The sequence below is a fragment of the Zongyangia sp. genome (genome assembly GCF_965361945.1).
Map to the genome: position 1 here is coordinate 1 of NZ_CBDTOK010000126.1, position 19,808 is coordinate 19,808.

Sequence of the window (19,808 nt, forward strand, 5' to 3'; positions counted from 1 at the left end):
GAATATGTACCATTGATGCTCACAGGTCCAATGGTTTACCCTATTAATCTAGGTACGAGGGAAACCTTTGCCGATATCGGAAAAACAGTGCTTCATGCGCTGAAGATTGAAAATAATCTTCCTGGAAAATCTTTGTGGAATTTAGTGCGCAAGAAATAATAAATAGACGCTGCCTAGACGAGAAGACAGCAGAAGGGAGTTTGTCATGTATCGAACTGAACTCATTCACGAAGCTATTCTGGCAAGAAAAAAAGCTTATTGTCCCTATTCCCATTTTGCGGTAGGCGCTGCGCTTCTAGGGGAGAATGGCAAGGTTTATCATGGTTGTAATGTGGAAAACGCTTCTTATGGGGCGGGCAATTGTGCGGAACGTACCGCAGTTTATTCTGCCATCGCCCAAGGAGAAAGAAAATTTACCGCTATCGCAGTAGTCGGCGGTTATGAGGCGCATCCGCTTCCTTTTGAAACGTATGCATTTCCTTGTGGAGTATGCCGTCAGGTCCTTTGGGAATTAGGTGGGCCGAACCTTCATATCATTGTCGCTAAAAGTGAGGATGATTATCAGGAATATAAATTAGGCGAATTACTTCCTAAAGCATTTGGAGATCAAATGAAGTAAAGGGGGAAACTGCTGTGCGGATGGTAGACCTCATCGAGAAAAAGCGAGATGGCGGAAAGCTTTCTAAAAAGGAAATAGAAACCATTATTTTGGGGTTTACTCAAGGTGAAATACCGGATTATCAAATGTCCGCCTTTCTTATGGCGGTATATTACCGGGGAATGGATGAGGAAGAAATTGCAGATATGACTGCGGTTATGGCTGGTTCCGGTGATATGGTGGATTTGTCCGAAATTCCCGGCGTTAAGGTGGATAAGCATTCTACAGGTGGTGTGGGGGATAAAACCACCTTGATTGCTGCCCCTATTGCAGCTGCCTGCGGGGTAACCATTGCCAAAATGAGTGGCCGTGGCCTTGGCTTTACCGGAGGCACGGTGGATAAATTGGAGTCCATTCCGGGATTTCGCACAGAAATCCCACGGGAAGAATTCATGAAAATTTCCGGTGAGACTGGAATTTGTGTCATTGGACAGTCAGGAAATCTCGCCCCAGCGGATAAAAAAATCTATGCGCTTCGGGATGTAACAGCAACAGTAGATAGCATTCCGCTGATTGCTGGAAGCATCATGTCTAAAAAGATTGCCGCCGGTAGTGATTGTATCCTTCTGGATGTAAAGACGGGCAGCGGCGCTTTTATGAAAAAGCTGGAGGATGCTGTCAAGTTGGCTGAAATTATGGTGCGCATAGGTGAAAAGGTCGGACGCCATACAGCAGCACTTATTACCAATATGGATGTGCCCCTGGGTCATGCCATCGGCAATTCTCTGGAGGTTATTGAAGCGATACACACATTGCAGGGCAAGGGCCCTGAAGATTTAACCTCTATCTGCCTAGAACTTGCCGCCAATATGATCTTCCTTGCCGGAAAAGGCGAAATCGGTCAGTGCCGAAAAATGGCCAGACAAGCGCTCCAAAACGGCAGTGCTTATCAAAAATTAAAAGATATGATATCCGCGCAGGGTGGAGATATTGGAGTGATTGATTACCCTGAAACCTTTGAAAAGGCAAGGGTATGTCATGAAGTACCAGCGCCGGCAGGAGGCTATATCACCCACATGGATGCGGCTCAATGCGGCATAGCTTCTATGCTTCTAGGGGCAGGAAGAGCAACAAAGGAGAGCCTTATCGACCATAGCGCTGGAATTGAACTTATCAAAAAAACAGGCGATGTGGTTAAACTAGGAGAGCCCATTGCGCGACTGTACACTTCGGATCCGTGCCTTCTACCCGATGCCCAAAAGGCCTATTTACAGGCGGTGGAGATTTCAGATCATCCGCCAATGACCCAAAAGCTAATTATCGGCAGGGTTACCACCAAAGGTGTCGAATACGTCTGATAAGCTGCAAATCTGGAGGATAAGTATGAAAAAATGGTATAACGAGGAATATGAGTTTGAGATTGAGGTAACCGGCTTTCTTCGCAGTGATCATACAGAGCGATATTGCCGTAATGGGGAGGAAATAGGAGATAAATATACCTGCACCTATGGCTGCCCAGTCAATGAAGACGGACTGGGAATCTGCTCAAAGGTCATGATGATACTGTATCCTATCATGGAGGCGGTCAGAAGCGGTGGAGATTTAGAAAATATCGGTGGCTCCAGTCAGTATAGCAAGGATGTTGTGTGTCCTGATGGCTGTGTAATGTTCAGATTAACAGCAAAAAAACTCGGAAACTCCAATTTTTATAAGGGGAAATTTTTTGATCCTGTCTAAAATTGGCCAATAGAATAAAATTCCATACTGTAAAAGTGAAAGAGCTATAATCAAGGAGCAGCCAATAGCTGCTCCTTGATTATAGCCAATCCCCTTAAAAATCAGAAAAAAATATCAATAAGCCCAGAGGGAGGATATAAAACCTATGGATTTGAATGATAGCGCGCTGAAAATCAACGCAATACAAGGACTCGGTATCATTCGGCTGGGCTTTTGGCTTGTTAAAAAGCCGAATAAAACTGCAGAGGAAGCATCGGCCGCCAAGGCGTTTCTAAGAACATTTTGGATTACTCTTAGCATTGTCCTATTCTTTGTCGTCCTCTTGTTTATCCTAACTGGATATACGATGGACGGAGTGGCGGGATATCAGGGTGACTATGAGGAATCACGTACCGGCCGGATAGAAAATGGCCAGATTCGTTATGTGAAAAATGAACTTTACTATATTTCACCAGAAGAAATCGGCTTATCAGCAGAAGAGCTGCCTGAAGGCACACATATCAATCTGTATTTTGATACTGAAGGGAATGTAGTGGCCGCCGAAAATGCGGATGAGATTGAAAGAGAAGTTCAGTCCAGGGTCATTTTTACAGTATCGACTATGGGAGCGATGGTGGTTGTGCTGATTGCTTTTGCCATAATCGCCAGAAAAACATTTGGAAGGCCATGGTATCAATGGGTAACACGGGTGCGAAATGAAAAAATTTAAGCCATGATACAAATTGAGAAACAGTGGGATGTGTGGTATAATAATCTGAAATTTGCATGAATAGGCCATGCTATATATAATCAAAACGATGTTGTGCATTACCAAAATGAATGAGCGGGTAAATATTTTATAATAGATGGGGATGAATTATGAGCGTAAATAAGGATATTGAGCAGATTTTGATGAAAGTTCAGAAACCTGGCCGCTATGTAGGGGGGGAGCTTAATTCCGTCATCAAGGACAAAGAAAAGGTTGACGTTAGATTTGCTTTTTGTTTTCCTGATGTTTATGAGGTGGGAATGTCCCACTTGGGAATGAAGATCCTGTACTCTCTGATCAATGAGAGGGAAAATTATTGGTGTGAGCGTGTATTTGCTCCGGAACTGGACATGGAGGAGCAGATGTTCCTGCACAAAATTCCCCTGTATGCCCTAGAAAGCAAGGACCCTCTGCGGGAATTTGATATCATTGGATTTACGCTCCAATATGAGCTTTGCTATACTACGGTTCTCAATATGCTGCATATGGCAGGGCTACCAGTGCGCAGCGCTGACCGTGATGATAGCTATCCTTTGGTGGTAGCTGGCGGACCCTGCGTTTGCAATCCGGAGCCTATGGCAGATTTTATTGACGTTTTTCTCTTGGGAGAAGGGGAAGAAAATCTGTTGGAGCTTATCGATCTGTATGAGCTCGCAAAGCGGGAGAAAATATCCAAACAAGAATTTTTGCAGAAAGCTAGCCATATCAAAGGGGCCTATGTACCCAGCCTTTATGATGTCTCGTACAATGAAGATGGCACCATCCAGAAGGTAACTCCCTTGGGTGGAGCGCCCATGCCGGTAGAAAAGGCCATCATCAAAGATATCGATCAGGTCTATTATCCAAAAGAATTTGTTGTACCTTTTATTGATACAGTCCATGACCGGGCAATGGTCGAGGTCCTGCGTGGATGTATCCGGGGATGTCGGTTTTGTCAAGCCGGATTTATCTATCGTCCGTTTCGAGAAAAGCATTATCAAACGATTGACCGCAATGCCCGTGATCTTTGTGCCAGTACTGGTTATGAAGAGATCTCTTTGACCTCGCTTAGTACCAGTGACCTCACTGAAATTGAGCCGCTTCTCAACAGTATGCTTAGCTGGACTGAGGACGAAAAGGTCAGCATGTCTCTGCCATCACTGCGGGTCGACAATTTCTCCAAGGAATTACTCGACAAAATTGCCAAGGTGAGAAAAAGTGGACTGACTTTTGCGCCGGAGGCTGGTTCCCAGCGGCTGCGGGACGCGATTAACAAGAATGTGACTGAAGAGCAGATTATGAAAACCTGTCAGACCGCTTTTGAGGGAGGATACACCAACGTAAAACTCTATTTTATGCTGGGACTCCCCACAGAAACAATGGATGATGTAGCCGCTATTGCGGATACAGCCCAAAAAGTGGTGGATCTATTTTACAGCTTGCCCAACAGGCCCAAGGGGAGGGGCGTCAATGTAACGATCAGTGTTGCATGTTTTGTTCCTAAGCCTTTTACCCCCTTTGAATTTGAGCCTCAGGATACGATAGAAATGCTCCGTGAAAAACAAAAGCATCTGGTGGCATCGGTGAAATCTAAAAAGATTTCCGTGCATTATCATGAAAGTAACACCTCTGTATTGGAGGGAGTTCTTGCAAGAGGAGATCGGAGACTTTGCGATGTCATTGAATACGCATGGCGTCACGGATGCAATTTGGATAGCTGGGATGAACATTTCCTCTACCAATCCTGGGTGGATGGATTTGCTGCCTGTGGCATTGATCCCGCATTTTATGCAAACCGCCGTCGAGAATATAGCGAAATTATGCCTTGGGATCACTTGGACTACGGTGTGAGCAAAAATTTTCTCATTCGTGAGAACAAAAAGGCGTATCAAGCACAGACGACGCCCAACTGCAAAGAGAGCTGTAGCGGTTGCGGAGCTAATAAGCTGATGGGAGGGCCATGTGTCAATGGGCAATGTAAATGAATTTAAAAATATCCGCATTTTTTTCTCCAAAAAAGGAGATGCAAAATATATCTCCCATCTGGATTTGACCCGCTGTATGCAAAGATGTATCAAAAGGTCTGGTATTCCCATTTGGTACACCCAAGGCTTTCATCCTCACCAATACATGACCTTTGCACTGCCGTTGGCGTTAGGCTATGAAAGTGAATGCGAATCTATGGATATACGCCTGACGGAACCGATGGATTTTCAAGAGGTCAAAGAGCGCCTCAATGATGCATTGCCCCGTGATATTCGGGTACATAAAGTAGCTGATCAACAGATGGACCCAAAAGAAATTTCCTTTGCTGACTATAAAATCCAGGTATCCTTTTCTTGTGACGACGTTTTGACTAAGTTTGAAAAACTCATGGCAATGGAAAGGGTTAATGTAGAAAAACGGACCAAGAAGGGTATCAAAGAGGTGGATCTCAAGCCATTGGTTCAGGTGATTTCCGCTGGGGAGGAAAACGATCAGCTCCTGCTGAAGTTAAGATTGCCAGCAGGAAACACTCTCAATATCAATCCAACCCTGCTTTTTGAAGCATTTTGCAAAGTCTATCACTGTGAAGTGGAGGCGTATCATATCCTTCGTACGGGCATCTTTACTGGGAATTTAGCCGAATTTTGCTGAGAAAACCTATTGCATTTGCCCAATGTTTGTGGTATCATATATAGGCATTTAGTGGCCTCCGCGCATCTTGTGCGGTGGGGTTTGATGCCCGGAATTTTGTTCCGGCGACATTAAAGCGGGCAGTCCTCTGGCACAAGGTGCGAATGAATGTCTGAAAAATAAGGAGGAAGTATCGAATGGATGCTTTGAAACACATTGCTGCGGATTGTATGAAATCCGAAGTGCCCAGCTTTGAAATCGGCGACACTGTCCGTGTTGACGTTAAGATCAAAGAGGGCGAGAGAGAAAGAATTCAGGCCTTTGAAGGTATTGTCATTGCCCGTCAGCATGGTGGCGTCAATGAGACTTTCACAGTGCGCCGCGTTGCTCATGGCTGTGGAATTGAGAGAGTTTTCCCTCTGCATTCCCCCAATGTTGACAAGGTTACTGTCATTCGGCATGGCCGTGTCCGCAGAGCCAAACTGTTCTATCTGCGTGATAGAGTGGGTAAAGCTGCCAAAGTCAAAGAGCAGATTCGCTAATTGATGCTTTCGGTAAAAAGGGACAGTTTTTGTCCCTTTTTTGCTTTATTCTGAAACTTATTCTGTTAAAGAATTGGAGGTTCATCATGGAAGATTTTATGCCCATAGAACCAATGGAGGATCAGGAACCTTCAAGGCAGTCTATCATAAAAGCAGAGAAAAAAAATAAAAATAGAAAATACAATAACTTTTTTGAATGGGTGGAGACCATTGTTGCCGGCGTTGTCTGCGCTGTGCTATGTTTTACCTTCGTGGTGCGCATGGTCGGTGTAGAAGGAATCTCCATGCAGCCGACACTATACGAGGGTGACCGGATCCTTCTGTCTAACTTGATACCTGTATACAGCAATGGAGATGTGGTAGTTGTTACCAAACATCACATTGATGATCGTCCTCTCGTCAAGCGGATCATTGCCACTGCGGGTCAGACCATCGACATCGACTTTGAGCAGGGCAAGGTTTACATTGATGGGGAAGAAATTGACGAACCCTATATCAAAGAAGCAACCTATACTGATGAGGGAACCGAGTTCCCCTTAACGGTGCCTGAGGGCTACGTTTTTTGCATGGGTGATAACCGCAATGAATCCATGGACAGCAGAGATCCGAGAGTAGGCCTGATCGACACCCGTTATATTTTAGGAAAAGCTGTTTTCAGGGTTTATCCATTTGATAGTATCGGATTGATCGATTAAGCAGGAGGAAATTATGATCGAAGCACCTTCCATTCAGTGGTTTCCAGGACATATGGCAAAAACTCGGCGGCTTATGCGGGATAGCCTGAAGATGGTGGATATCGTCATTGAGCTGACAGATGCCCGTATTCCCCAAAGCAGCCGCAATCCGGAGATTGACAAACTCATTGGAAATAAGCCGAGAATTGTTATGCTTAATAAGGCAGACGCAGCGGATGAGACCATCAACAATGCCTGGTGTAGTTTTTATGCTTCCAAAGGGATTGCTGCCTTGGCTGCCGATTGCCGCAGTGGGAAAGGGCTCAAGGCGTTTTTACCAATGCTACGTAAGGTACTGTCAGATGAGCTTTCCAGAAGGGAGAGCCGGGGAAATGTGGGAAAGCCTATCCGCATGATGGTGGTGGGCATCCCTAACGTGGGAAAGTCCTCTTTTATCAACCGGATGGCTGGAGGCAAAAGGACCAAGGTAGAAGATCGCCCCGGTGTCACGCGCAGTCAGCAGTGGGTCAAGGTAAATGGCGGCCCAGGTCTTAACAATTTGGATCTGCTCGACATGCCCGGTGTGCTCTGGCCTAAGTTTGAAGACCCCTTGGTGGGAGAAAAGCTTGCATTCACCGGAGCCATCAAGGATGATATCATGGATATTGAGCTTTTGGCGGCAAGACTTCTAGAGTTTCTCAATGAAAACTACCGTCAAATGATCTGTGGACGCTATCGTCTCGAAGAAAATGAAGTAACTGACCTAGCGGGCTTTGACCTTCTTTCCCTCATTGGCAAAAAGAGAGGAATGCTTATTTCCGGAGGCGAAGTCAATACAGAACGAGCGGCCATTATGGTGCTGGATGAATTTCGCAGTGGAAAAATTGGCCGTATATCCCTGGAAGCACCTACCGCATAGAAAGGGGACACCACTATGGCAGATATTGATATACTTGCACCTGAGAAAAAAGCAAAAAAACAGGGATATTCTCTTATTTGTGGAGTCGATGAAGCAGGGAGGGGGCCCTTAGCTGGACCTGTATATGCGGCAGCGGTGATCCTACCAGAACACTTTGACCTTCCAGGACTCAATGACTCCAAGAAATTGAGCCCCAAAAAGCGCGAACTACTCGACCAGCTTATCAGGGAACAGGCAATTTCCTTTTGTATTGCCAGTGCTAGTGAACAGGAAATAGACGAGATCAATATTCTCCAGGCGACTTTTCTGGCTATGAAGCGGGCGGTATCTGGACTTTCCACGGTGCCAGATATTGTACTAGTTGATGGCAATCGGGATCCAGGGCTTTCTATCAAAACGGAATGTATCGTCGGCGGTGATGCCAAATCCGCCAGTATAGCAGCGGCTTCGATTCTTGCCAAGGTGGCAAGAGACAAAGTCATGCAGCAGCTTCATGAGCAGTATCCTATGTACTGCTTTGATAAGCATAAAGGCTATCCTACCAAACTCCATTATGAAAAAATTTCGGAATATGGGGTATCCCCAGTACATCGAAAGACTTTTCTTAAAAAGTATTTTGCGGGAAAAGCACAATGAGCCGCCGAGATATTGGAAAGTTGGGGGAGGATTTTTGCGGGCACATCCTTGCCGCAAAAGGATATAGGATTCTCGCACAGAACTATCACTCCCGCTACGGAGAGATCGACCTAATCGTACAGAAAGAAGGCATTATTGCCTTTGTGGAAGTCAAAGCACGCAAGGCGGATGGAATCGCGCTTCCCAGAGAATACGTGGACGTGAAAAAACAGAGGCGGTTGATAAAAACGGCGATCCAATATCTTTCGTCCACAGGGGTAGAGTTGCAGCCCCGTTTTGATGTATTCGAGGTAAAATTACATTCTCAGACTGGTGCGGTCATCGGATACAACTATATTGAAAATGCATTTGAAGTTGGTGATATTGATGCGATATTTTGATCTGCACTGTGATACCATTACCGAAATTTGCCGAAAAAAGACAGAGCTATCGGATTATAGCGGTCATCTTTCCATCGAAAAAACCAAGGGAATTCGTCTGTGGAGGCAGTGCTTTGCCATCTTTATTCCCGATGACCAGCGGGGTGATGCCGCCATCTCCTATTACGAACGGCATTATCACTATTTTAAGAAGCAGATGATGGTAAACTCGGATGAAATATCCTGGCAAAGGTCTTTATCGGAAATTACAGGTGATCAGACCGCAACTAAAGCGGCTATTCTCACTGTAGAGGGTGGTTGTGTCTTGGCTGGGGACCTAAATCGGGTACAGCAATTATCCGAGGACGGGGTTCGGATGATTACATTAACCTGGAACGGTGAGAATGAACTAGGTTGTGGCATCTCATCTAACAAAGGTCTGACCCCTTTTGGACTTCAGGCGGTACAGGAAATGGAACAGCAGGATATTGTTGTCGACGTTTCCCATCTTTCTGATGCAGGGCTTGATGACGTGATTAACTGTACTACTCGCCCCTTTATGGCCAGTCATTCTAGCTCTCGGGCCCTTTGTGATCATCCCCGTAACCTGACCGACATGCAATTTGGCGCTTTGGCCAAAAAGAGATGCTTGGTAGGAATCAATTTCAGCAGAGGATTTTTAAACAGGGATAGCCAGAAGGTATCCTATCGTGATATGATAAAACATATCGATCACTTTCTTGGCCTAGGCGGCGAAGATGTCGTAGCCTTAGGTTCTGATTTTGACGGCACAGATATGCCAGCTGATTTTCCGGATATTACGGCGATACCGCGCCTCTATGAGGAAATGTTGCGTTTAGGATACCCAGAAAAACTGGTAGATAAAATCTTTTATCAAAATGCAGCCGACTTTTTTGTTAGATATGAGCAAAGCAAAAAGCAATAAAAATTTCCATAGATTTTGAGGGGGAAAAGTAATGCAATATCAAAGCACCAGAAATTCCAGTGTCCGTGTTTCATCAGCGCAGGCTATCTCTCAGGGAATTTCTCAGGATAAAGGTTTATTCGTTCCCACAAGTATTCCAGTCCTGACCGCAGAGGATATCCAGGACATGTGCGGCATGGATTATATTGCCCGGGCGAAAAAAGTTCTTGGCGCCTATCTCACCGATTTCTCTGATGAGGAGTTAGGTGCATGTGTCCAGGGCGCATATCAGGGAAAATTTGAGGAAGATAAAGTTGCCCCTCTCTCCAAAGTGGGAGAAAACACTTATTTTCTGGAATTATGGCATGGCCCAACCTGTGCTTTTAAGGATGTTGCCTTACAATTACTACCTTATTTGCTGACGACCTCTGCCAAGAAGGTAGTAGATGGGAAAAAAATCGTCATCTTGGTCGCTACTTCCGGTGATACGGGTAAGGCAGCTCTCGAGGGATTTAAAGATGTGGAGAACACCTCTATCCTGGTATTTTATCCAGAGGATGGGGTAAGTCCTATGCAAAAATTACAGATGACCACCCAAGCTGGGGAAAATGTAGCAGTTTGCGCCATTGAAGGTAATTTTGACGACGCTCAAAATGGAGTAAAAGCTATATTTACTGATCCTGTCATGGCGGCAAAGCTGGAAAAGCATGGTATGATGTTTTCCAGCGCCAACTCTATTAACTGGGGAAGACTGGTACCCCAAATTGTCTATTATATCAGTGCCTACTGTGATTTAATTGCGGATGGAGAGATTAAGGCAGGGGAGCCCATCAATGTCGTAGTTCCTACCGGGAATTTTGGCAACATTTTGGCCGCTTATTATGCACGGGAGATGGGCATTCCCATTGCCAAACTGATCTGCGCCTCCAACCAGAACAATGTGCTCACCGACTTTATTCGTACCGGCACCTATGATAAAAATCGGGTATTCCATACCTCGATTTCTCCTTCTATGGATATTCTTATCTCCAGTAACCTGGAGCGGTTGCTGTATCATCTTTGCGGTAAAGATGACAAAACGCTTACTTCTTGGATGCAGGCATTAACGGAGGAAGGAAAGTACACCATCGATCCGCAGATGAGAACAGAGCTTCAGCAGGTATTCTGGGGCGGCTATTGTGATGACACAGCCACCAAAAACACAATCCATGAAGTGTTCCAAAAATATTCCTATCTGTGCGATACACATACTGCGGTAGCTGTCAATGTTTATGAGCAGTATGTAAAAGAAACCGGGGACACCACCAAAACAGTGATCGCGTCTACCGCCAGTCCTTTTAAATTCTCTTCCAGCGTACTGGATGCTATTGCTCCGGAAAAGGTGGACAAGAATGATTTTGTGACGGCAGAACGCCTCAGCCAGGTGTCTGGTTATGCTATCCCCAAGGCACTGAAAGAATTAAAAGATAAGCAGCCACGTTTTGACACATGCTGTACCCGAGAAAATATGGAACAAATTGTTCTGGAAATGTTACATATCCAGTAGACAAAAAACGCCCGATAGCCGGACGTTTTTGAGAACCAGTAGCTATTTGGGTTTAAATGTGCTGCAAATTGTATCTCCTGTCATGGCGGCAAAGGTGGGGCCAATTTTAACCTCTTTGGCCATACAATGGGAACGTTTTTCATTGTACATACAGTTAACAACTTCGCATTTCACGTTGGGCATATGATCTGGATGAGAATTCTGCTCTTTATTCATAGGAATACTCCTTTCGATGATTTCTTCTTTATTTTTTTACCGCAGTTTTCTATTATGCAGAACATGTGATATGATTTGAGAAAAAGGTGGTTTATGAATATATTTGCCATTGCCGACCTCCATCTATCTTTAGGCAGTGATAAGCCAATGGATGTATTTTCCGGCTGGGACGGCTATGTAGAAAAACTGAAGGATCATTGGTGTTCTAAGGTGAAGGAAGCTGATATTGTCGTCATTGCTGGGGATGTCTCCTGGGGAATGTCTTTGGAGGAAAGCCTGACAGACTTTGAATTTATTCATAGCCTGCCTGGACAAAAATATATTCTCAAGGGCAATCATGATTATTGGTGGACAACGGCAAAAAAAATGAACAGCTTTTTTGAGCAGCATGGATTAACCAGCCTGCACATCCTCCATAATAACTGTGTTGTCTGCGGAGGGCTTGCTCTGTGCGGGACGAGAGGTTGGATCTTTGAAAATGGCCAGCCACAGGATCAAAAGATAGTAGCCCGTGAAGCACAGCGGTTGGAAACCTCTCTGAAAGCTGCGGGAGATCGGGAAAAGATCGTTTTTCTCCATTATCCGCCCATATATATGAAAGAAATGTCCGTAGAAATTATGGAAGTATTGCATCACTATCAAGTAAAGACCTGTTATTACGGACATATTCACGGTGGGGGAAGACGGTTTGCCCTCAATGGCACTTATATGGATATCCAATTCCAGTTAATATCTTGCGATCAGGTTGATTTTGATCCGGTTTTTGTGGCTTCAACCGAAATGAAAGAGCCCGCAGAGAATATGACTTAAAAAAAGAATAATTCTTTACAAGTTTGCAGGAAAAACTTCAAAAAAAAACTTGGTATTTTCGTGCAAATATGATATAATCACTAGGATAAATGCGTTTAAAGTAACAGGAGGAAGTTCTGAAATGAGTTTAACTTCGGCAAAACAGGTGGAGACCAATAAGTATGAATTAGAAATTGCTGTAGACGGCGATACTTTTAATGCTGCTGTTGATCAGGCATTTCGCAAAAACGGAAAAAAAATGCAGGTGCCTGGCTTTCGGAAGGGAAAGGCTCCCCGTTCTATCATAGAGAAAATGTACGGCGAGGGCATCTTCTATGAGGATGCAATCAATTCTGTTTATCCCGATGCCTATGAATCCGCCGTCAAAGAGGCTAAGATTGAGCCGGTAGACCGGGCGGATGTTGAGGTGCTTGAGGTAGGCAAAGATGGCTTTACCTTTAAGGCGACTGTTACTGTCAAGCCAGAAGTCGAAGTTGAAAACTACAAAGGTATCGAAGCCACCAAAAAAATTGTCAATGTTTCCGAAGAGGAAATTGACAGCGAGATTGAGCGGCTGAGGGAAAGAAACGGCCGTATGGTCAATGTGGAAGATCGCGCCGCACAGAATGGCGACAACACCATTATTGATTTTGAAGGATTTGTTGATGACGTTGCCTTTGAGGGAGGCAAGGGTGAGAATTATCCCCTGACTTTGGGTTCTAATCAGTTTATTCCTGGCTTTGAGGATCAGATTGTTGGCCACAATGTTGGGGATGAGTTTGATGTCAATGTCACCTTTCCTGAAGAATATCATGTAGCAGACTTGGCTGGGAAACCTGCGGTTTTCAAAGTAAAACTTCATGAGATTAAAATGCGTGAGTTGCATGAGGTTGACGATGAGTTTGCCAAAGATGTCAGTGAGTTCGATACCGTGGCGGAGTTGAGAGATGACCTGAAAGCAAAGCTTTTGGAAGCTAAGCAAACTGCTGCGCAAAATGATTTGGAGAATCAGCTGATTGATGTTGTTATCTCTAATATGAAGGCTGAAATTCCTCAGGTCATGATTGAGCATCGCATTGACGAAATGGTCCGCGATTTCGATTATCGCCTGCAGTCCCAGGGAATGAATTTGCAGACCTATCTCCAGTATACTGGCATGGAGATGGATTCCTTCAGAAAAACTTTTGCCGAGCAGTCGGAACGTCAGGTTAAGGTAAGATTGGCTCTGGAAAAAATTGTGGAACTGGAAAAAATCGAAGTAGAGCAGGAAGCAGCGGATGCAGAGATGCAGAAACTTGCTGAGCAGTATCAGATTGATCTTGATAAAGTAAAGATGATTATTCCTGAAGAGGAAATCAAGAAAGATTTGGCTGTCAATAAGGCTATTGATATGATCCGCGATACTGCAAAGGTCACAGAAGTAGCTGACGAGCCGGAGAAAGAAAAGACCGAGAAAAAAGCCCCGGCAAAAAAGTCTACTAGAAAGGCACCGGCTAAAAAAGCTGCAGCTAAAAAAGCAGAAGCTCCTGTTGAGGAAACAAAAGACGAAGTTACAGAGTAATTGAAAGCCCATGTTACATATATTTCAGCGGACTTAGCTCCGCTGAAATATATTGTGCTTTTAGAGGAATATTTCCCGGAAATATTTGAACTTGAGAGAAACTCAGTGTTTATCATGCGGAGGTGTGTTAGATGAGTTTAGTCCCAATGGTAGTTGAACAGACCAATCGAGGAGAGCGTTCCTATGATATTTTTTCTCGCCTGCTGAACGATCGTATTGTTATGCTGTGCGAGGAGGTCAATGACGCCAGTGCTAGCCTAGTAGTAGCCCAGCTTCTTTATCTGGAGGGACAGGATCCCGATAAGGATATCAGCCTATATATCAACAGTCCTGGTGGTTCTGTTACCGCTGGCATGGCAATCTATGATACTATGAAATATATCAAGTGTGATGTCTCCACCATTTGCATGGGATTAGCGGCTTCTATGGGCGCATTTTTGTTGTGTTCTGGAACCAAAGGAAAACGTTTGGCCTTGCCCAACAGCGAGATCATGATCCATCAGCCTTCAGGCGGTGCTCAGGGGCAGGCTACAGATGTAAAGATTCATGCGGAATGGATCATGCGGACAAAAGCCAAGTTGAATAAAATGATGGCGGAAGCTACAGGTCAGCCTCTGGAGGTAATCGAACGGGACACTGAGCGTGACAACTTTATGTCTGCAGAAGAAGCCGTGAAATACGGATTGGTCGACAGAGTGATTTATGAACGATAGGTTGTGATACAATGCCAAGAAACGACGATGGCAGAACGGTAAGGTGTTCTTTCTGTGGAAAAACCCAGGATCAAGTGCGGCGTTTAATTGCTGGACCTGGTGTTTATATCTGCAATGAGTGTATTGAACTGTGCCAGAGCGTAATGCAGGATGAGGGCTATGCTTCACGTCGATCAAAACCTGTGCGGGAAGAGATTGATATTACCATTCCAAAGCCTCAGGAAATCAAGGCCATTTTAGATGAATATGTCATTGGTCAAGACGCAGCCAAGATTGCTTTGTCCATTGCCGTATATAATCATTATAAGCGGATATATTTCGGTGGAGAAGATGGGGTAGAGCTACAGAAAAGTAATGTACTTCTGTTAGGACCTACTGGTGTCGGCAAAACTCTGCTGGCTCAAACCCTTGCCAAAATCCTCAATGTGCCTTTCGCAATCGCTGATGCCACTACATTGACAGAGGCAGGATATGTAGGCGAGGACGTGGAGAATATACTGCTTCGGCTCATTCAGGCTGCCGATTTTGATATTGAAAAGGCTGAACGTGGCATCATCTATATCGATGAAATCGATAAAATCACAAGAAAAAGTGAAAATCCCTCCATCACCCGCGATGTCAGTGGTGAAGGAGTACAGCAGGCGCTTTTGAAAATTTTGGAGGGTACCATCTCCAATGTTCCACCTCAAGGGGGCCGCAAGCACCCACAGCAGGAATTCATTCAGATTGACACCTCCAATATTCTCTTCATCTGTGGTGGTGCCTTTGAAGGAATTGATAAGATCATTGAGCGCCGTGTATCCACTTCTTCTTTGGGCTTTGGTGCCAAGATAAGAACTAGCGCCGATAAGGAGACAGACAATCTCATTGCACAGGTCATTCCCCATGATCTGGTCAAATATGGGATGATCCCAGAATTGGTAGGACGTATTCCTGTCATTACTACCCTCAATGCACTGGATGCACCTAGTCTGGTGCGGATTTTGTCCGAACCCAAAAATGCTGTAATTAAACAGTATAAACGCCTTTTTGAATTAGATGGAATTGACTTAGAGTTTGAGCCAGAGGCTTTACAGGCGATTGCGGATCAAGCGATTGAGAGTAAAACCGGTGCTCGTGGGTTGCGTACTATTATGGAACGAGTCCTTCAACCCATTATGTTTGATTCCCCGTCCGATGCAACGATTGAGGAAATCACAATTTCTAAGGCATGTGTCGACGGAACGGGGGAACCTGATATACTGCGCAATCCCAATAAAAAACCAATGAAACTACAATTGCCATCAGACCGGGCGATGAAGCCGAGGAAAGATTCTGTCAGCTAATCCAAATATTGGATAGGAAAGCAGCCGCAAATACGGCTGCTTTTTCTAAATAAAGAAGAAAATATGAAAAGACTTTGTGCGTATCAGGAAAAATATACAGGAAAAGTCTCTTTTGGACTGATGAGCCAATCATTTTGTTCAAAATTAGGGCAATTTGTATAAAAAGTAAACATTTTGCACTTGAATTACACGATTTTTTTCTTTATAATGAATGTCAATTGAAAAGGTAAATTTGAACCTTTTCAAAAAGCTAGGAGAAAGCGAGGGAAGTTTATGTACGAAATCGATGAAAACACAGTGAGAATGCCGATGCTGGCGCTCCGTGGACTTGTCCTTTTTCCTAACATGATCCTTCATTTTGACGTGGGAAGGGAAAAATCTATTGCAGCTTTAAAAAAGGCAATGGATGACGACCAGTACATATATCTTGTTGCCCAAAAAGATATTCGCGATGATGATCCGCAAGACTATGAAATCTATAATGTAGGTGTCGTTGCGCAGATCCGGCAGATCCTCAAGATGCCGGGGGATAGTCTGCGGGTATTGGTAGAGGGCGTTTATCGCGGTCAAACTAAGGAGATTGTCTCGACATCCCCTTACCTTGAGGCGATTGTGGAGAAGATGCCTCTCACCCAAATGCCAAAGTCCAAGTCTGTCGCATGCCAGGCGAGAATGCGCACATTAAAAGAACTCTTTGAGGAATACTGCTATCTTTATGCCAAGGTGCCCAAAGAAATTATTCTCAATGTGATGGAAACAGAAGATCCTGTTTTTCTGGTGGAATACATCGCTGGGAATATTATGCTGAAGGTAGAGCAGAAGCAAACAATATTGGAGCAATCCAGTGGGATGAAACGGTTAGATCTGCTCATTAAATATCTGGATCAGGAAAATAAAGTCCTCACTTTGGAGAAGGACATCTATGCCAAAGTGAAAGACCAAATTGATGAAAACCAGCGGGAGTACTATCTACGGGAGCAGATGCGTGCTATTTCTGAGGAGCTGGGAGAAACAGAAAATGTACAGGACGAGGTAGACGGCTATCAAAAGCGGATTGCCGCATTAGATGTAGACGATGAGAGCAAAGAAAAACTTTATAAAGAAGCTGATCGCCTCTATAAAATGCCTTCCAACTCCCATGAGGCGGCAGTGATCCGCTCGTGGCTCGATGTCTGCTTGGATTTGCCTTACAATACCAGAACGAAAGATAAAATCGACATTGCAAAAGCCCAAAAGTTTTTGGATAAAGAGCACTACGGCCTCAAAAAAATCAAACAACGTATCTTGGAACTGTTGGCCGTTCGGGTTATGGTGCCAGATATCAAAGGACAGATTATTTGTCTGGTAGGCCCTCCAGGAGTGGGAAAGACTTCTATTGCCCGTTCCATAGCCCAAACTATGGGAAGAAAATATGCCCGAGTTTCCTTGGGAGGTATTCGGGATGAGTCTGATATCCGTGGACACCGTAAAACCTATATCGGCGCTATGCCTGGCAGAATTATCACTGCTTTGCAGCAGGCTGGTTCTCGTAATCCTCTCATCTTGTTGGATGAAATCGATAAAATGAGCAACGATTTCAGAGGAGATCCCTCTGCGGCCATGCTCGAGGTTCTTGACAGTGAACAAAACAACGCATTTCGGGATCACTATGTAGAAATCCCCTTTGATCTTAGCGAGGTATTGTTCCTTACTACGGCCAATACGCTGGATACTATACCTGCGCCTCTTCTTGACCGTATGGAAGTCATTGAACTTCCCAGTTATACAAGAGAAGAAAAATTCCAGATTGGAAAGCGTCACCTGGTTCCAAAACAGATGAAACGCCATGGACTCAACAGCAAGAACTTCCATATTTATGATGATGCCCTTTACGATTTGATTGATAACTACACACGGGAAGCCGGTGTCCGTAATCTGGAGCGGGTGATCGCTTCCCTCTGCCGAAAGGCGGATAAATGCTTGGTGGCTGGTGAAGTACAGAAGGTCAACATTCGAGATAAAAATATTGAAGAATTCCTTGGCGCTAAAAAGTTTAAGCCAGAAAAGATTTTGGAGACAGATGAAGTGGGGGTCGTCACTGGTCTCGCTTGGACCTCTGTGGGCGGTGAGACTATGCCCATCGAGGTTGCTGTTATGGATGGAAATGGCAAAATCGAGCTTACAGGTTCTTTAGGAGACGTGATGAAGGAGTCTGCCCATGCGGCAATCAGCTATGTGCGCAGCCGGGCTGATGAGCTTCTCATTGAGCCTGACTTCTATAAAACGCGAGACATCCACATTCATGTGCCAGAAGGCGCGGTGCCAAAGGACGGTCCGTCGGCAGGTGTTACCATGTGTACTGCTATTGTATCCGCTCTGTCCAATACACCGGTACGCCGGGAGGTTGCAATGACCGGAGAAATTACCTTGCGTGGTCGGGTTCTACCCATCGGTGGTCTGAGGGAAAAAACGATGGCCGCCTATGCAGCAGGGGTAAAAACCGTAATTATTCCTCAGGACAATGTTCCCGATCTTGAGCAGGTAGATGATGTGGTCAAATCCTCTATCAAGTTTATTCCTGCCGCTAAAATAGATACCGTTTTAAACCATGCACTGATTAAAAATCCTGCTGTGGTTCAGCCTGATGACGATGGTTGCAAGACAGGTGTAAAACTTAACGAGAAAAAAGACATCAAAAATCGCTTTATTACCCAGTAAAGAGAGCAAAGGAGACAGTATGAATTATCACGCCATAGAGTTTGAAACATCTTTTGGTCTGCTTTCTCAATTGCCCCCTTCGACCATGACGGAGATTGCTTTTTCCGGTCGTTCTAATGTAGGAAAATCTACATTAATTAATAAAATTTTTAATCGAAAGACTCTGGCCAAAGTGAGTTCTGTTCCGGGAAAAACTAAAACGATCAATTTTTTCAAGGGAGATAATGTTCGTTTTGTGGATCTTCCTGGATATGGTTTTGCAAAGGTATCAAAATCAGAAAAAAGAAGATGGGCTGAGTTAATGGAGGGGTATTTTAATACCGAACGGGATATTGCCCTGGTCTTTCAGCTTATCGATATGCGTCATCCTCCCACGCAGGATGATCTGATGATGCTTCATTTTCTAATTGAGAGTGAAATCCCTTTCGTCATCATTTTGACAAAGTCTGACAAGCTTAGCAAATCCCAAAAGGAAGAACGGTTGGCAGCGCTCCAAGAAGAAATCCCTTATGCCGACCAAATCACCATGATTCCCTTTTCTTCTGTAAAGGGCGATGGCGTTGAAGATATTAAGGCAATTATTGACGACATTGCGGATGAAATTGCCGAAGTAGGGGAATAGGCATCAAAAGATATTGAAGACAAAGGAGAAATGCGACGTGTTTATTTCAGATTGCTTGGGAATTAATGAGGCCGGACACCTGACCATTGGGGGAGTGGATACCATTATGCTGGCCGAAAAATATGGTACCCCTCTGTATGTGATGGATGAAGATAATATCCGGCGAAGCTGTAGCCTTTACAAAAAATCCATCGACAAATATTACGATGGACAGGGACTTGTCACCTATGCCAGCAAAGCTTTCTGCTGTAAAGAAATTTGTAAGGTAGCAGCTTCAGAAGCCTTGGGCCTTGATGTAGTATCTGCTGGAGAGCTTTACACGGCGCATGAGGCCGGATTTCCTATGGAGAAGGTGTTCTTCCATGGCAATAACAAGACAATGGAAGAATTGACACTGGCTTTGGAATATGGCGTAGGACGTATTGTGGTCGATAATCTGACAGAACTAGCGTTTCTCAATACTTTGGCCCGTTCACAAGGAAAGACGGCGAATATCTTTTTCCGCATCAAACCTGGTATTGATGCTCATACCCATGATTTTGTACGTACTGGGCAGATTGATAGCAAATTCGGCCTTGCGCTCGAGACGGGCGAAGCCATGGAAGC

21 protein-coding genes are annotated in these 19,808 nt (G+C 44.7%); 20 read left to right on the top strand and 1 reads right to left on the bottom strand.

All coding sequences use genetic code 11. The features are described from left to right. The first annotated feature begins 205 nt into the window (after window positions 1-205). The 13 genes from ACZ25G_RS08165 (at window position 206) to thrC (ending at window position 11,279) form a co-directional block, all read left to right on the top strand. Entirely contained in the window at window positions 206-619 is a 414-nt protein-coding gene (locus ACZ25G_RS08165) for a cytidine deaminase (protein WP_463682116.1), read from the top strand. 14 nt (window positions 620-633) lie between these two features. After that, window positions 634-1,956: a pyrimidine-nucleoside phosphorylase gene (locus ACZ25G_RS08170; RefSeq protein ID WP_463682117.1), complete on the top strand. Its 1,323-nt coding sequence runs from the start codon at window positions 634-636 to the stop codon at window positions 1,954-1,956. Window positions 1,957-1,981: 25 nt separating this feature from the next. Then, window positions 1,982-2,335 (top strand): TIGR04076 family protein, encoded by a 354-nt coding sequence (locus ACZ25G_RS08175; protein ID WP_191510346.1) that lies wholly within the window; start codon window positions 1,982-1,984, stop codon window positions 2,333-2,335. Window positions 2,336-2,480: 145 nt separating this feature from the next. Then, the gene (locus ACZ25G_RS08180) at window positions 2,481-3,044 is read left to right on the top strand and encodes a hypothetical protein (RefSeq protein ID WP_191481546.1); all 564 of its coding nucleotides are present in this window, start codon (window positions 2,481-2,483) and stop codon (window positions 3,042-3,044) included. 149 nt (window positions 3,045-3,193) lie between these two features. After that, a complete protein-coding gene (locus tag ACZ25G_RS08185; RefSeq protein WP_463682118.1) occupies window positions 3,194-5,047 on the top strand; it encodes a TIGR03960 family B12-binding radical SAM protein in 1,854 nt (617 codons plus the stop codon). Continuing rightward, window positions 5,031-5,699, top strand: a complete 669-nt coding sequence (locus ACZ25G_RS08190; RefSeq protein WP_463682119.1) for a TIGR03936 family radical SAM-associated protein — start codon at window positions 5,031-5,033, stop codon at window positions 5,697-5,699. The genes ACZ25G_RS08185 and ACZ25G_RS08190 overlap by 17 nt, the downstream gene beginning before the upstream one ends. 176 nt (window positions 5,700-5,875) lie before the next feature. Next, window positions 5,876-6,220 carry a 50S ribosomal protein L19 gene (gene rplS, locus ACZ25G_RS08195; RefSeq protein WP_191481549.1) on the top strand — a complete coding sequence of 115 codons (345 nt, stop codon included), beginning with the start codon at window positions 5,876-5,878 and terminating at the stop codon, window positions 6,218-6,220. Window positions 6,221-6,306: 86 nt separating this feature from the next. Then, window positions 6,307-6,915, top strand: a complete 609-nt coding sequence (gene lepB, locus ACZ25G_RS08200; RefSeq protein ID WP_224771895.1) for a signal peptidase I — start codon at window positions 6,307-6,309, stop codon at window positions 6,913-6,915. A gap of 13 nt (window positions 6,916-6,928) precedes the next feature. After that, window positions 6,929-7,813 carry a ribosome biogenesis GTPase YlqF gene (gene ylqF / locus ACZ25G_RS08205; RefSeq protein WP_191481550.1) on the top strand — a complete coding sequence of 295 codons (885 nt, stop codon included), beginning with the start codon at window positions 6,929-6,931 and terminating at the stop codon, window positions 7,811-7,813. A gap of 15 nt (window positions 7,814-7,828) precedes the next feature. After that, entirely contained in the window at window positions 7,829-8,449 is a 621-nt protein-coding gene (locus ACZ25G_RS08210) for a ribonuclease HII (protein ID WP_463682120.1), read from the top strand. Continuing rightward, on the top strand, window positions 8,446-8,829 hold the full coding sequence (locus ACZ25G_RS08215) for a YraN family protein (protein WP_191510697.1): 384 nt from the start codon (window positions 8,446-8,448) through the stop codon (window positions 8,827-8,829). The genes ACZ25G_RS08210 and ACZ25G_RS08215 overlap by 4 nt, the downstream gene beginning before the upstream one ends. Further along, window positions 8,816-9,754: a dipeptidase gene (locus tag ACZ25G_RS08220; RefSeq protein ID WP_463682121.1), complete on the top strand. Its 939-nt coding sequence runs from the start codon at window positions 8,816-8,818 to the stop codon at window positions 9,752-9,754. Before ACZ25G_RS08215 ends, ACZ25G_RS08220 begins: the two co-directional genes overlap by 14 nt. Before the next feature lie 31 nt (window positions 9,755-9,785). Then, the gene (gene thrC / locus ACZ25G_RS08225; protein ID WP_463682122.1) at window positions 9,786-11,279 is read left to right on the top strand and encodes a threonine synthase; all 1,494 of its coding nucleotides are present in this window, start codon (window positions 9,786-9,788) and stop codon (window positions 11,277-11,279) included. A gap of 42 nt (window positions 11,280-11,321) precedes the next feature. On the opposite strand, the gene ACZ25G_RS08230 is transcribed toward thrC, so the two are convergent. After that, window positions 11,322-11,495 (bottom strand): DUF1540 domain-containing protein, encoded by a 174-nt coding sequence (locus ACZ25G_RS08230; protein ID WP_342680688.1) that lies wholly within the window; start codon window positions 11,493-11,495, stop codon window positions 11,322-11,324. A gap of 93 nt (window positions 11,496-11,588) precedes the next feature. On the opposite strand from ACZ25G_RS08230, the gene ACZ25G_RS08235 reads away from it, so the two are divergent. The 7 genes from ACZ25G_RS08235 to ACZ25G_RS08265 all read left to right on the top strand — a co-directional run. Further along, window positions 11,589-12,305 (top strand): metallophosphoesterase, encoded by a 717-nt coding sequence (locus tag ACZ25G_RS08235; RefSeq protein ID WP_463682123.1) that lies wholly within the window; start codon window positions 11,589-11,591, stop codon window positions 12,303-12,305. 121 nt (window positions 12,306-12,426) lie between these two features. Then, window positions 12,427-13,845, top strand: coding sequence for a trigger factor (gene tig / locus ACZ25G_RS08240; RefSeq protein WP_463682124.1), 1,419 nt, complete (start codon window positions 12,427-12,429; stop codon window positions 13,843-13,845). A gap of 131 nt (window positions 13,846-13,976) precedes the next feature. Continuing rightward, window positions 13,977-14,558 (top strand): ATP-dependent Clp endopeptidase proteolytic subunit ClpP, encoded by a 582-nt coding sequence (gene clpP / locus ACZ25G_RS08245; RefSeq protein WP_191481558.1) that lies wholly within the window; start codon window positions 13,977-13,979, stop codon window positions 14,556-14,558. An 11-nt stretch (window positions 14,559-14,569) separates the two neighbouring features. Then, window positions 14,570-15,883, top strand: coding sequence for an ATP-dependent Clp protease ATP-binding subunit ClpX (gene clpX, locus ACZ25G_RS08250; protein ID WP_191481559.1), 1,314 nt, complete (start codon window positions 14,570-14,572; stop codon window positions 15,881-15,883). 273 nt (window positions 15,884-16,156) lie between these two features. Further along, a complete protein-coding gene (gene lon / locus ACZ25G_RS08255; protein WP_463682125.1) occupies window positions 16,157-18,580 on the top strand; it encodes an endopeptidase La in 2,424 nt (807 codons plus the stop codon). Between the two features lie 19 nt (window positions 18,581-18,599). Beyond that, window positions 18,600-19,202 carry a ribosome biogenesis GTP-binding protein YihA/YsxC gene (yihA, locus tag ACZ25G_RS08260; protein ID WP_191481561.1) on the top strand — a complete coding sequence of 201 codons (603 nt, stop codon included), beginning with the start codon at window positions 18,600-18,602 and terminating at the stop codon, window positions 19,200-19,202. 37 nt (window positions 19,203-19,239) lie between these two features. Further along, the coding region (locus ACZ25G_RS08265) for a diaminopimelate decarboxylase family protein (protein WP_463682126.1) at window positions 19,240-19,808 on the top strand (569 nt) is incomplete at its 3' end.